The following is a 12,951-nucleotide window of genomic DNA, read 5'->3' as shown; positions in this document are numbered from 1 at the left end:
CGCCCTACTTGGTTACTGGTTACGGCCGCACCGTCGCGGGCCGCCATTTACCGACGCTTGAAGCACATCAGTGCTGACTGAGACGACGATACGAGGAACACGATGAGCACAGTTACCGCCTACGCAGCGACATCGGCCAGCGAGCCGCTGGCCAAGACCACCGTCACCCGCCGCGATGTCGGGCCGCACGACGTCGAGTTCGACATCCACTTCGCCGGCATCTGCCACTCCGACATCCACACCGTGCGCGCCGAATGGGGCCAGCCCAGCTACCCCGTGGTGCCCGGCCACGAGATCGCCGGCATCGTCACCGCGGTCGGTTCCGAGGTCTCCGCATTCGCGGTCGGCGACCGGGTGGGCGTGGGCTGTTTCGTCGACTCGTGCCGGGAGTGCAAGAACTGCAAGGCCGGCCTGGAGCAGTACTGCACCGGTGGCGGCAACGTCGGCACCTACAACGCGATCGGCCGCGACGGTCTGCCCACCTATGGCGGCTACAGCGGCAGCATCGTCGTCGACGAGAACTACGTGCTGCGTATCCCCGAGGGGCTCGGCCTGGACGCCGCCGCACCGCTGCTGTGCGCAGGCATCACGACGTATTCGCCACTTCGGCACTGGAATGCCGGTCCCGGCAAGCGAATTGCCGTCGTGGGCCTCGGCGGCCTGGGCCATATGGCGGTCAAGCTCGGAGCGGCGATGGGCGCCGAGGTGACGGTGCTGTCGCAGTCGCTGAAGAAGATGGAGGACGGCCTGCGGTTGGGCGCCAGCCACTACTACGCCACCGGCGACCCCGCCACCTTCAAGAAGCTTCGTAGCTCCTTCGACCTGATCCTCAACACCGTCTCAGCCGATCTCGACCTGGGCCGGTTCCTCGGGATGCTGGACCTCGACGGCACGTTCGTCGAGCTCGGTCTGCCCGAAAACCCCCTCGTCGTGCCGTCTTTCCCGCTGGTGGGTATGCGGCGCAACCTGTCGGGCTCGATGATCGGTGGTATCGCCGAAACCCAGGAGATGCTGGACTTCTGCGCCCAGCACAACCTCGGCTCCGAAATCGAAGTGATCGAGCCGGATTACATCAACGAAGCCTACGAACGGGTTATCGCCAGCGACGTCCGCTACCGGTTCGTCATCGACACGGAGTCGCTGCGCGACAACTAGTTCTCGTCGGCGTCCAGGTCGATCCCGGCAAGCGGCCAGCCCGCTGCCGCCAGGGTCGCGGCCACCCGGCGGACGTTCTCCGGACCGGCGTCGTGGTGTGCCACGTCTTTGATGAACGCGGCGATCTCGTCGTGGTCGATCTGGTGGCCGGCCTGCGCGTCAGCCTCGGCTGCGGCGATCTCGCGGACCACCTCCTTGACCTGATCCTCGGACAGCGGAGTGCTGCGAAGCAGTGCCAGCAGCGGCACCCGGTCCGGCCCGGGAACCCCGCTGGGATAACCGGCGCGCAGCCAGTTGAGGACCTTGTGGACGAGCGAGGGCGAAGTCACGGTGATCAGTGTCGCCGCCGACGACCGGCGGCGCCAGCACCGGCTGCACAGTTGGTCGGGGGTTCACCGCACGTTCACCGCATAGAGTGGCCGGATGAGGCTCAGGTGGTTTCGCCTGCTCACCGCGGGGCTGATCGCGCTGGCGATGAGCGGGCTGTCGGCGAACGCGACGGCCACAGCGGCCGGGCCACTGCCCGCCAACCAAGTCGTGTTCCTGCTCAGCTCCGGCGGTGGGCTGATCCCGCCCGTCGTCTACGCGCTGGAGTCACCGTCGCTGATCATCCACGGCGACGGGCGGATCCTGTCGGCCGCAGGCGCCAGCACCGGGGATGCCGTCCCGGTGCGCTACAACCTCAACCAGATCGACCCGGTTGCCGTCGCGTCCTTCGCGTCGTGGGCCCAGGGTCGCGGAATCGTCAACTCCGGCACAGACTTCGGCCAACCCGGCGTGACCGATATGGATACGACGACAGTGCTGCTGCACGGGGACGGCCCACCTGCTAAGGCGAGCGTGTACGCCTTCTACCCCAGCTTCGACAAGGACGTCACCGCGGCTGCGCAGAGGGCGCGGGCCGCGCTGCGCGAGGTGGTCGCCGAGGCGACGAGCCTGGCGGGGGCAGGAATCGTGGTGCCGTACACGCCGGACCGTGTCGCCGTCTACGAAGTCGAAGCCCCCTCGGCCGTTACGGCCGCGACGACGGTGTGGCCCGGTCCCCCGCCGGCCAGTTTCCTGACTCCCAGTACGCAGAGCCGCTCGCAGTCCTGCGGCTACCTGACCGGCGACGCCGCCGTCACCGCCTATCAAGCGGCGCTGAACAACCCGGGTGCGCTGTGGCTGGTCGACGGCGCCACCCGAGCCCTGGCAGTCAATCCCTACCCACTGACGGACTCCTGTCCCTGAGCACGTCCTGGGATGGAGAAGCCTTTCGGCGCGCGCACCCGGGACGAACGGCCCTAGAGGACGTTTCCCCATGCGAGGACCTTGAGCTAGGTGGCACCACGACCTCGGCAATGCGATGACGGTGCCTGTTGCGCACGGGCCAGTGAACGCCCGTGACGTACCGGGCGGTCTTCCCCGGAATCGTCCACGCCCTCGGGCGGCCGGGCAAGGTGTTGAGCCGCATCGGCGATCAGACGTTGTTCTATGCCAGGGCGATTGCGGGCATCCCATACGCGGTGCGCTGGTACCGCACTGAGATCGTCCGGCTGATCGCCGAGATCAGCATGGGCGCCGGCGTGCTGGCGATGATCGGCGGGACGCTCGTCGTCGTCGGCTTTCTGACCGTGGCCACCGGCGGCACGCTGGCCGTGCAGGGTTACAGCTCGCTGGGCAATATCGGTATCGAAGCGCTCACCGGGTTCCTCGCGGCCTTCATCAACGTGCGGATCTCGGCGCCGGTGGTCGCCGGGATCGGTCTGGCCGCCACGTTCGGCGCGGGGGTGACCGCCCAGCTCGGGGCGATGCGGGTCAGTGAAGAGATCGACGCCCTCGAAGCGATGTCGATCCGGCCGATCGCGTTTCTGGTCAGTACCCGGATCGCCGCCGGAATGGTGTCGATCGCACCGCTCTACGCGGTCGCGGTCATCCTGTCGTTTCTGGCCAGCCGCTACACCACCGTCGCGCTGCTCGGGCAGTCAGCGGGCCTCTACGACCACTACTTCTCGACGTTCCTCAACCCGATCGACCTGTTGTGGTCGTTCACCCAGGCCATCTTGATGGCATTGGCAATCCTGTTGATACACACCTATTTCGGCTTCTTCGCCTCAGGTGGACCCTCAGGTGTCGGCGTCGCGACCGGCGATGCCGTGCGCACGTCGCTGGTCGTCGTCGTGTCGGTGACGCTGCTCATCTCGCTGGCCATCTACGGCGGCGGAGGCAGGTTCAATCTGGCGGGCTGAGCGCCCGCCAGACGTCGTCGACCTAGAAGTCCCAGTCGTCGTCTTCGGTGACGACGGCCTTGCCGATCACGTAGCTCGACCCCGAACCGGAGAAGAAGTCGTGGTTCTCGTCGGCGTTCGGCGACAGCGCCGACAGGATGGCCGGGTTCACCTCGGTCTCGTCCTTGGGGAACAGCGCCTCGAAGCCCATGTTCATCAGCGCCTTGTTGGCGTTGTAGCGCAGGTACTTCTTGACGTCCTCGGTCAGGCCGACCGCGTCGTAGAGATCCTGGGTGTACTCAATCTCGTTCTCGTACAAGGTAAACAGCAGCTCGTAGGCGTAGTCCTTGAGATCCTGCTTGCGCTCCTCGCTCGCGAGCGCATACCCCTTCTGGAACTTGTAGCCGATGTAGTAGGCGTGCACCGCCTCGTCGCGGATGATCAGCCGGATCAGGTCGGCGGTGTTGGTCAGCTTGGCCCGGCTCGACCAGTACATCGGCAGGTAGAAGCCGGAGTAGAACAGGAACGCTTCGAGGAACACCGAGGCGATCTTGCGCTTGAGCGGGTCGTCGCCACGGTAGTAGTCGAGGATGATCTGCGCCTTGCGCTGCAGGTTGACGTTCTCCTCCGACCAGCGGAAGGCTTCGTCGATGTCGACGGTCGAGCACAGCGTGGAGAAGATGGAGCTGTAGCTCTTGGCGTGCACCGACTCCATGAAGGTGATGTTGGTCAGCACCGCTTCTTCGTGCGGGGTGAGCGCGTCGGGGATCATGCTGACCGAACCCACGGTGCTCTGGATGGTGTCGAGCAGGGTCAGGCCGGTGAACACCCGCATGGTCAGCTGCTTCTCGGCGTCGGTCAGCGTGTTCCAGGACGGGATGTCGTTGGACACCGGCACCTTTTCGGGCAACCAGAAGTTGCCGGTCAGCCGGTCCCAAACCTCGGCGTCCTTCTCATCAATGACACGGTTCCAGTTGATCGCCGTTGCCCGGTCGATCAGCTTCGTCCCATCGCTCACCGAAACCCCACTTCACCACGATGTATTGCCCGTTTCCGGCTGATGACCAAACACTACCCCTGGGGTCCGACAACAGGCGGCAACACAACAAGTTGTGTTTCGCCGATCTCGAACGCACAGGTCGGCCGCGCGTGGCGGACACCGTCGGCGTGTCGGGGCGGCTCAGCTGGCCAGTGCCCGCCGAAACACCCTGGGCCACCGGCGCGGGCGCACGCCGGAGAACCGGTACTCCGAGCGTTTCAGCGAACGCGTCGCCAGCCAGTACTGCCAGGTCATGCCGCTCCACAGCGTGCGGTTCTTGCCGTGCTCGTCGAGGTACCAGCTGCTGCATCCGCCGGTGTTCCACACCGATCGCTCCAGGTCCTCGTGCAACTCGGCGTTGAACGCGTCCTGCGCCGCCCGGGTCGGCGCCAGCGCCTGGGCTCCGGCCTTGTCGACCGCGGCGATCGCCTGCCCGACGTAGCCGATCTGGGACTCGATCATGAAGACCACCGAGTTGTGTCCCAGCCCGGTGTTGGGGCCCAGCAGGAAGAACAGGTTCGGCATGTCGGCCACCGCGACCCCGCGGTGCGCCTGGACGCCCTCGCGGTTCCACCGGTCCACCAGATCCTCGCCGCCGAGGCCCTTGATGTCGACGTAGGTGTAGGAGTCGGTGACGTGGAACCCGGTGGCGAACACGATGACGTCGACGTCGCGCTCGGTTCCGTCGGTGGTGACGATTCCGGTGCGGGTGATCCGGGCGATCCCGTCGGTCACCAGCTCCGAGCGGGGATTGGCGATCGCCCGGAAGTAGTTGTCCGAGAACAGGACCCGCTTGCAGCCGACGCGATAGCTCGGCGTGAGCCTGCGGCGCAGCTGCGGGTCGCGGACCTGGTGGCGAATGTTCCACTTGCCGGCCATCTCGCCGAGGGTCAGCAGCGCGGGGCGCTTGGTCATCGCGAAACCCAGAGACTCCTGGAACCAGTAGATGCCGTTGCGCACCAGCGCGCGGGCGCCGGGCACGCTGGCGAAGGCCTCCCGCAGCCGGGCCGGGATCGCGTCGTTGCGCCGCGGCAGCACCCAGGCCGGGGTGCGTTGGTAGAGCTGCAACTGCCCCACCTGGTCGACGATCTGCGGCACGATCTGGATGGCGCTGGCGCCGGTGCCGACCACGGCGACGCGCTTACCCGTGAGATCGACGTCGTGGTCCCACTGCGCGGAGTGGAACGCCGACCCGCCGAACTCGTCGAGCCCCTCGATGTCGGGGACGGACGGGATGTGCAGTGCGCCGGCGCCGGAGATGAGGAACTGCGCGACGTACTCCTGGCCGTCTTTGGTGAAGACATGCCAGCGGTATTCGGTGTCGTCCCAGTGCGCCCGGTCGACGTGGGCTCCGAAGCGGATGTAGCGACGCAGCCCGTACTTGTCGGTGACGCCCCGGAGGTAGGCCAGGATCTCGGGCTGGAAGGACCACATGTGGTTCCAGTCCGCCTTGGGCTCGAACGAGAACGAATACAGGTGTGCCGGGATATCGCAGGCGCATCCGGGGTAGGTGTTGTCCCGCCAGGTGCCCCCGACGTCGTCGGCCTTCTCCAGGATCAGGAAGTCGACGCCGCGGCGCTGCAGTTCGATGGCCATTCCCAGGCCGGAGAATCCGGTCCCGATGACGAGCGCGCGGGTATGCACCGGCTCCGCGGTCGTGGATTCGGTGGGGGCCTGCGATGCGGCGACGGTCATGCCACCAAAATACCCAATACCGCCGGTATCGGCTAAAGGGTCTTTCGGCCCGGGATTCGGTGCGCTCAGCTGACGGCGGCGCGGCGCGGCATCGCGTCGCGGATCGGCCGGTTCTGGTCGAGGTCGATCCCCAGCAGTTCGGCGGTTCCGTTGATGGTGCCGAGCATGATCGTCGTCAAGTGTTTGACGAAGTCGTCCGACGGCATCCGCCGCGGGCTGTCAGGGTCGGCACCCAGCCACCAGTCGGTGGCCGCCGAAGCCGAACCGAACGTCGCCGAGGCGGCCAGCTGCAGCGCCGCCGGGTCGAGCTCCATCTCACGCAGTTCGTGGTTGAACATCTCGGCGATACCCATGGTGATCTCGCGTCCCTCGTTGAGGGCCCGCACCGTGGACTCGGACTGCTCGGGGAAGCGGCCCTGCAGCATGAAGCGCAGCACGTTGGGGTGCTGGTCGACGAGGTTCACGTATTCGGCGACGCTGCGGCGGATCACCTCGCGGACCGGGTCCTTGGCGAAGTCGACATTGGGGAAGATCGCAGTCCACAGCATGTCGCGCAGCCGGGCGCCGATCGCGGCGAACAGATCGGACTTGTCGGTGAAGTGCCGGTAGATCTTCGGCTTGGCGGTGCCGGCTTCCTCGGCGATCTCACGCAGGCTGACTTCGGGGCCGCGCTGGTCGATCGCCCGGAACGAGGCGTCGACGATCTCCGCGCGGACCTTCTTGCGGTGCTCACGCCACCGTTCGCTACGCGCGTCGACTTTGCCCGAATCGCCCCCCGGCCGCGATCGCGTCACTCTGCGCACGTTCTGCACTGTACCCGGCGGTATCGGCTGACCAGGACAGACTGTTTGCGAGGTCACCATTTCGTCCCTACTTCGGGGGCTTTCCCGCCGGGAGAGGTTCACTTTTCTCAGCTAGCATCGGACAAGTCGGGCCATCGAGTGAGACGGGGTGTTGTGACCGAGCGATTCGACCTGGTGATTGCCGGCGGCGGTCCCTCAGGTTCCGCCGCAGCGTGGCAGGCCGCGCAGACCGGCGCCAAAGTGGTGGTCCTGGACAAAGCGGAGTTCCCCCGCGACAAGCCCTGCGGTGACGGCCTGACCGCCCGCGCGGTCAGCTATCTGCAGAAGATGGGCCTGGCCCACGAGGTGTCGCAGTTCCACCGCATCAGCGGTGTGACGGTGTACTCGCCCTCGGAGTGGGACCTGTCCTTCCCACAACGTCCCGGCATGCCCGACCACGGCCACACCGCCAGCCGCAGCGAGCTGGACACGATGCTGCTCAAGCACGCCGAGTCCGCAGGCGCGGTGGTCCGTCAGGGCGCCGAGGTAGCCGGGCCGGAACTCGACGAACGCGGCCGGGTGATCGGCGTGGTCCTCAAGAACGGCGAGAAGATCTACGGCGACGCGGTCATCGCGGCCGACGGCGCCTACTCCCCCATCAAGCGGGCCTTGAAGATCGACTCGGACTACAACGGCTACTCCGCGATCGCGATCCGCTCGGAGATGCACGCCAACCGGGCCGACTCCGACCGCTTCGAGATCTACCTCAAGCTGCTGTTCCAGGGCGACCAACTGCCCGGCTACGGCTGGATTTTCCCGATGGGCGGCGGCCGGTTCAACATCGGGCTGGGCTACGTCAACAGCTACAAGAACTGGCAGGCCATCAACGCCACCCATTTCTTCGGCGACTTCCTCAACAGTCTGCCGCGCGAGTGGGAGCTGCCGTCGGTCGACGAATTGAAGAAGAACAAGACCGTGCGGGCGTGGCGACTGCCGATGGGCTTCACCGCCTGGCCGCCGTGGCGTCCCGGGGTGTTGTTCGCCGGCGACTCGCTGGGTGCCGGCAAGCCGGTGTCCGGTGCGGGCATCTCCAAGGCACTCGAATCCGGTCTGGCTGCCGGCGAGTGCGCGCTGGCCGCGCTGGAGAACGGCGGGCCCGACGACTTCACCAACTACCAGCTGCGGATGGAAGCAGCGTGGGGCCGGGAGTACAAGCGGGGCCGCTTCTTCAACAAGCTCGCCGGCTACCCGCAGGTCGCCGGGACGGGTCTGAAGCTGCTCGACAACCACACCTTCCGCGACTTCCTGCTCAAGTCGCTGTACAAGAAGCAACAAAGCCCGTCGCACACCTAGTCTGACCGCATGGTCGATGACGGCGCGGTGACGCTCACGCCTGGGCTCACCGACGCAGAGCTGGCGGGCATCGAGGACGAATTCGGGTTCGAGTTCGCCGACGACCACCGGTCGTTTCTGGGCACTGCTCTGCCGATCGGGGATTCGTGGCCCGATTGGCGCGACGCGCCGCGACGAAGCCTGCACCAGCAGTTGCAGTTACCCGTCGAGGGAATCGTGTTCGCCGTCGAATGGCGCGACTTCTGGGGCGCCGGGTGGGGCGTGCGCCCGGCCCGGATGAAAGACGCCCTGCGCAGCGCGAGATACCAGCTGGCGCGGGTGCCGCAACTGGTGCCGGTGCATTCCAATCGCTACCTCGCCGGCGGGCATGGCAGCCACGGCAATCCCGTGTTCTCGGTGTACCAGGCCGACGTAACCTGCTGCGGCAGCGATCTTTCCACCTATATCGACAGTGAGTTCGGGACCGGCAAGCCCGCTACGTCGCCGCGGCAGACGGTGCCGTTCTGGTCCGAGCTGATCGGCTGACGAACGCTAGAGGGTCGCGCCCAGGGTGTAGGACGTCATCGACAGCGAGCCGTACTCGCAGCCGTCGGTAAGCACCGCGGGCTTGTCGTCCTGGGCGGCAACCAGCCCGGCGAAGTAGAGCAGCGGGATGAAGTGATCAGGGGTGGGCACTGCCGCGCGGTAGTCGGCATCGGCCTGCAGCCCTGCCGCCTCCGACGGATTGTCGAGGATCTGGGCCCGCGCGACGTCGTCGAACCGTTGCGCCCAGTCGAAGCCACTCTCCCCCATCGCGGGCTCCATCGCACCCAGGTTGTGCACGACGTTGCCGCTGCCGACGATCAGGACACCGCGCTCGCGCAGCGATGCCAGCTTGGCGCCGAGTTCGAGGTGGTACTCCAGCGGCTTGTAGGCGTTGATCGACAGTTGGACCACCGGCACCGAGTAATCCGGGAAGGCGTGCGCCAGTACCGACCAGGTGCCGTGGTCGATACCCCAGCTGTCGAGGTCGGCGCCCACCCAGGTGGGCTCCACCACGTCGGCGATCTCCTCGGCGAGATCCGGCAGACCCGGTGCCGGGTACTGCATCTCGAAGAGTTCGGTGGGAAAGCCGTAGAAGTCGTGGATCGTTCGCGGCTGTGCCATCGCGGTGACCGCCGTGGCGTTGATGTACCAGTGCGCGCTGATCGCCAGGATGGCGCGCGGCCTGCCGAATTCGTCGAGCACCGACTGCCCGAACTGACGCCAGGCCGCGGTGTAGCGATTGGACTCCAGCGCGTTCATCGGGCTGCCGTGCCCGATGAAGGCGGCAGGCATGGCGGTGGTCATGGGTCTAGTTAACCGTCGCCGGGCGCGAGCGGCTACTCGGCGTCACTCGCTGTGGGTGACCAGGTTGGCGTACGCGGCACCGGCGCCACCGGTGAGCTTGGCGGCGTCGAAACCGTAGGCGACCGCGTCGCCGCGGATCGCCCGCAGCGGGTCCTCGAAGTCGCGGAAGTAGCCCATGGCCCACGCGCCCTCCTGGTAGCCGATCAGCTTCAGCAGGTCGTCGTCGAGGGTGCGTGCGACTTCGGTTGGCACCGAAAGGAATTGGTTCTCCTCCTGGCGGACCCACCCGACGCAGTAGTTGACGTTGATGGCACGGCGAACCTGCTGGCTGCGGTTGGCGGCACCGCTGTGCACGATCTTGCCGGAGTAGAGCAGCACCGAACCGCGCGACATCTCGGCGTGCAGGCACTCGTCGTCGGCGTAGTCAGTCGGCTTCTTGTCACCGACCTGACTTCCCGGCACCACCCGGGTGGCGCCCATCTCCGCGGTGTAGTCGGTCATCGCCCACAGCGTGTTGCACTGCACGTGGTAGTCGTCGGGGAACGGGTAGAAGTCGAACGCGTTCTGGTCGCGGTGCAGGGCCTGGTCGGTTTCGCCCGGTTCGATCGAGATCACCTGGGTCAGCATCAGCTGGAAAGCGCTGGCGTGGCCGAGGAAGCCCTGGCATACACCGAGGATGCTCGGATTCTGGATCAGCGTGCGGCAGGCCGGCGAACGGGCCACCAGTGCGCCGGTGCGCCGGGTCTTCTGACCGATCATCGCGTTGTAACCCATGGGCGTCGAGTCGAGATAGGGGCCCAGTTCGTCGCCGATGGTGTCCATCAACGATTCCGGGACCAGGTTGTCGACGATGACGTAACCGTCGCGGCGGAGATGGTCGGCAAGTTCAGCCGGGGAGGTGGTGGCGGGAACGTGCGTGAGCGCGGTCATGGCTTTCAGTATCTCGAAGCATGTGTGTTGACCAGGTAAAACAGGGTCACACACCCGTTACGGCTGGCGCCGTTTGGTCGAGCCGGGCTTGCGGGCCACCTTGCCCGCGGCGGCGCGGGCGGCCTGCTTGGCCAGCGTCTTCTCCCGCGCGGTGCGCTTGGGTGCCGGCTCGGCCTGACCCCGCGACGAACCGGCTGTGCGGCCCCGCACGATCCCGGTGAACTCCTCGACCAATGCCGACGGCGGCCCCGCCGGGAAGGCCAGCGCCACCGTGCACGTCGGCCCGTCGACGATCGGGCGATAGGTGAGATCCTTGCGGTGATACAGCCGGGCCAGCGACTGCGGGACGACGAGCACGCCCAGTCCTGCGGCGACGAGTTGTATTGCGTCCGTGGTGGTTTCGGGTCGATGCTCGACCGGGACGCCGGGCGCGTCCACCCACGCGACGACGTCGTCGAGTGGCAGCAGCGTCGGCTCATCGCGGAGATCCGCGGTCGAGATCTCGTCGGCTGCACTCAGGAGGTGATCGGTCGGCACCACCGCCACCGTCGTCTCCTCGTAGATCGGGATGACGGCCAAGGCTGAGGTGTCGGCCGGCAGCCGCAGCAGCGCCAAATCGACTGTCCCGGCGCGCACTTCGGCGGCTGCATCGGCGGCGGAAACGGTGCACAACCGCAGTGACGTCTCACGGTGGCGCTGCGCCCAGATCCGCGCCCACTTCGCCGGCGTCACCCCGGGGACATACCCGAGGGTGAGTGAGGACAGTGAGGGCGAAACCACCGCATCAGGCTACCGATAAGCTCAGGCCATGAGCCGGCCGAACGCGCAGTCCATGAAACCCGCCACGGCGGCCAAGAAGCTGGACGTGTACCTGCCCGCGACACCGCCGGAATTCCAGCAGAATGCGACCACCCGCAACGAGCTGGCCGCCCTGCTGGCGGACCCGCCGCAGTGGCTCAAGGACCTCCGCAAGAACGGGCCGCATCCGAAGAACCTGGTGGCGGCCAAGCTGGGCATCTCGATCTCCGGCCTCACCCGTGGCGGTGTCACCGAGGCGCTGACCACCGAGCAGATCGACGCGCTGCTCGCCGAGAAGCCGGACTGGCTGATCGCCGAACGCGAGAGCTACCAGGCGGTGCTCAGCGAGGAGCGGCGCCTCAAGGCACTACGCGCCGAGAAGGCCCGCTGAGGCAGCGTTCACGCGTCGTCGGTCCAGAAGATCTGCCACGAGTGACCGTCAAGGTCGTTGTAGCTGCGCCCATACATGGACCCGTGGTCCTCGGAATCCCCGTCAATGCCGCCCGCGGCGATGGCGCGATTCACCAGAGCGTCCACCCCATCACGACTGTCGACGCCGAGGCAGACGACGCATTCTTTGATCGTGGCCGCGTCGGCGGTCTCCACCGGATGCAGCGAGTCGAAGGCCTCACGCTGCAGCAGCATGGCGAACTGGTTGTCACCCAGCACAAGCGTGACCGCGCTCTCACCGCTGAACTGTTCGTTGACCGCGTAGCCGAGATCAGAGAAGAACTTTCGCGAGCGCTCGACGTCGGCGACGGGCAGGTTGACGAACAGCATTGAGTGCATGAGTGCCTCCGTGGCCTCTGCGGGATCCTTCTGGATGCCGTCGGAGACATAGACCCGACAGGCGCGCGAATCTCATCGGGGAACGCGCGTTGCGTGCTGAGGATTCCCGTGGCTTCAACCCGAATCTTCAATGCAGTACCGGCACGTGTCCTTCTTGATCCCCCGATTCGTATGGTGCCGCGTGTGTGCGCTGCGTTTACTTGACGGCCTTGGGCGCCCCTTACGCACAGCTGACATCTTCGCGCGGGTCTCATCGCTCGCTCGACGCCCGTAGTTCGGGTTGCCCGCGCCTCGCCTCTGCTCGGCCAGCGCTTCGCGAGCCTCTTGCGACATGACTCGACCGAAACCTGGGTGATCGATTCCGAACTTTCCGAAGTTGGGGTTAGCAGGTCCCGCGTTCTGCCCCTTTCGATTCTTGGACCACTTCGCACGCTGTTCCGCCGCGTGAGTCTGTCCGTAGAAAGGGTTGTCTGCAGCGTATCTGCTGACACCCTTGCGTCCCGTCGATCGGATCCTCGCGGACTCGCGCATCTCGGCGGTCCACTCGATACCCATAGGACCGAGTCCGCCTTCGGACAGATTGAGCAGCGGGTGCCCGTCCTGGCGAAGCAATCTGATCCAGAAGATCTCTTCCCGACCGAGCTCGTCGAGACCTTCTACGCAGTCGAGCAGATCGACATCAAATTCATCGCCCTGATGGGCGCGAAGCCAATCGTAAAACGGCGTCTTCCTACCAGACCGAGCAATTTTCAGATGTTGCCGCAGGCGCAGCTCGGCGGATTTGGTCGTGAGTCCTACATAGCGATAGACGAACTCCGACCGGAGCCTGATCCCATAGATCACGCCTCCGGTCGGAATTTCGTTTGCCACGCAG

At 66.2% G+C, this 12,951-nt stretch carries 15 protein-coding genes; 6 read left to right on the top strand and 9 right to left on the bottom strand.

Annotation, left to right across the window (positions count from 1 at the left end; translation table 11 throughout):
- Window positions 1-102 precede the first annotated feature (102 nt).
- Window positions 103-1,155 carry an NAD(P)-dependent alcohol dehydrogenase gene (locus tag OG976_RS21800; protein ID WP_328353492.1) on the top strand — a complete coding sequence of 351 codons (1,053 nt, stop codon included), beginning with the start codon at window positions 103-105 and terminating at the stop codon, window positions 1,153-1,155.
- Here the strand turns inward: OG976_RS21800 and OG976_RS21795 are convergent.
- Window positions 1,152-1,484: a DUF3349 domain-containing protein gene (locus OG976_RS21795; RefSeq protein WP_328353489.1), complete on the bottom strand. Its 333-nt coding sequence runs from the start codon at window positions 1,482-1,484 to the stop codon at window positions 1,152-1,154. The genes OG976_RS21800 and OG976_RS21795 overlap by 4 nt on opposite strands.
- Window positions 1,485-1,578: 94 nt before the next feature.
- Between OG976_RS21795 and OG976_RS21790 the strand changes: the two genes are divergently transcribed.
- Both OG976_RS21790 and OG976_RS21785 read left to right on the top strand, forming a co-directional pair.
- On the top strand, window positions 1,579-2,385 hold the full coding sequence (locus OG976_RS21790) for a hypothetical protein (RefSeq protein ID WP_328353486.1): 807 nt from the start codon (window positions 1,579-1,581) through the stop codon (window positions 2,383-2,385).
- A gap of 152 nt (window positions 2,386-2,537) precedes the next feature.
- Window positions 2,538-3,383, top strand: coding sequence for an MlaE family ABC transporter permease (locus OG976_RS21785; RefSeq protein ID WP_328353483.1), 846 nt, complete (start codon window positions 2,538-2,540; stop codon window positions 3,381-3,383).
- 22 nt (window positions 3,384-3,405) lie between these two features.
- Here OG976_RS21785 and nrdF read toward each other — a convergent pair whose 3' ends face one another.
- The 3 genes from nrdF to OG976_RS21770 form a co-directional block, all read right to left on the bottom strand.
- Complete coding sequence (nrdF, locus tag OG976_RS21780) at window positions 3,406-4,380, bottom strand: class 1b ribonucleoside-diphosphate reductase subunit beta (protein ID WP_328353480.1); 975 nt, start codon at window positions 4,378-4,380, stop codon at window positions 3,406-3,408.
- Window positions 4,381-4,542: 162 nt separating this feature from the next.
- Window positions 4,543-6,096 carry a flavin-containing monooxygenase gene (locus OG976_RS21775; RefSeq protein WP_328353477.1) on the bottom strand — a complete coding sequence of 518 codons (1,554 nt, stop codon included), beginning with the start codon at window positions 6,094-6,096 and terminating at the stop codon, window positions 4,543-4,545.
- A 65-nt stretch (window positions 6,097-6,161) separates the two neighbouring features.
- Window positions 6,162-6,899, bottom strand: a complete 738-nt coding sequence (locus OG976_RS21770; protein WP_328353474.1) for a TetR/AcrR family transcriptional regulator — start codon at window positions 6,897-6,899, stop codon at window positions 6,162-6,164.
- A 153-nt stretch (window positions 6,900-7,052) separates the two neighbouring features.
- On the opposite strand from OG976_RS21770, the gene OG976_RS21765 reads away from it, so the two are divergent.
- Window positions 7,053-8,231: an NAD(P)/FAD-dependent oxidoreductase gene (locus OG976_RS21765; protein ID WP_328353471.1), complete on the top strand. Its 1,179-nt coding sequence runs from the start codon at window positions 7,053-7,055 to the stop codon at window positions 8,229-8,231.
- A 9-nt stretch (window positions 8,232-8,240) separates the two neighbouring features.
- A complete protein-coding gene (locus OG976_RS21760) occupies window positions 8,241-8,756 on the top strand; it encodes a hypothetical protein (protein WP_328353468.1) in 516 nt (171 codons plus the stop codon).
- Between the two features lie 6 nt (window positions 8,757-8,762).
- On the opposite strand, the gene ygiD is transcribed toward OG976_RS21760, so the two are convergent.
- From ygiD to OG976_RS21745, 3 genes are read right to left on the bottom strand one after another with little or no spacing between them, the layout of a single operon-like run.
- Window positions 8,763-9,548, bottom strand: a complete 786-nt coding sequence (gene ygiD / locus OG976_RS21755) for a 4,5-DOPA dioxygenase extradiol (RefSeq protein WP_328363874.1) — start codon at window positions 9,546-9,548, stop codon at window positions 8,763-8,765.
- Window positions 9,549-9,602: 54 nt separating this feature from the next.
- Window positions 9,603-10,490, bottom strand: coding sequence for a phytanoyl-CoA dioxygenase family protein (locus OG976_RS21750; protein WP_328353465.1), 888 nt, complete (start codon window positions 10,488-10,490; stop codon window positions 9,603-9,605).
- Between the two features lie 57 nt (window positions 10,491-10,547).
- Window positions 10,548-11,270, bottom strand: coding sequence for a LysR family transcriptional regulator substrate-binding protein (locus tag OG976_RS21745; protein WP_328353462.1), 723 nt, complete (start codon window positions 11,268-11,270; stop codon window positions 10,548-10,550).
- Between the two features lie 28 nt (window positions 11,271-11,298).
- Here OG976_RS21745 and OG976_RS21740 point away from each other — a divergent pair, with 28 nt between their 5' ends.
- Window positions 11,299-11,679: a DUF5997 family protein gene (locus OG976_RS21740; protein ID WP_328353459.1), complete on the top strand. Its 381-nt coding sequence runs from the start codon at window positions 11,299-11,301 to the stop codon at window positions 11,677-11,679.
- An 8-nt stretch (window positions 11,680-11,687) separates the two neighbouring features.
- Here the strand turns inward: OG976_RS21740 and OG976_RS21735 are convergent, their stop codons facing one another.
- Window positions 11,688-12,077 carry a VOC family protein gene (locus OG976_RS21735; protein ID WP_328353456.1) on the bottom strand — a complete coding sequence of 130 codons (390 nt, stop codon included), beginning with the start codon at window positions 12,075-12,077 and terminating at the stop codon, window positions 11,688-11,690.
- 114 nt (window positions 12,078-12,191) lie between these two features.
- A complete protein-coding gene (locus OG976_RS21730; protein WP_328353453.1) occupies window positions 12,192-12,947 on the bottom strand; it encodes an NUMOD3 domain-containing DNA-binding protein in 756 nt (251 codons plus the stop codon).
- Between the last annotated feature and the right edge of the window lie 4 nt (window positions 12,948-12,951).

This window comes from Mycobacterium sp. NBC_00419, from assembly GCF_036023875.1.
In the GTDB taxonomy this organism is placed as follows: Bacteria; Actinomycetota; Actinomycetes; order Mycobacteriales; family Mycobacteriaceae; genus Mycobacterium.
Note: the sequence above shows the minus strand (reverse complement) of the source record. Positions and strands in the feature narration are given on the sequence as shown.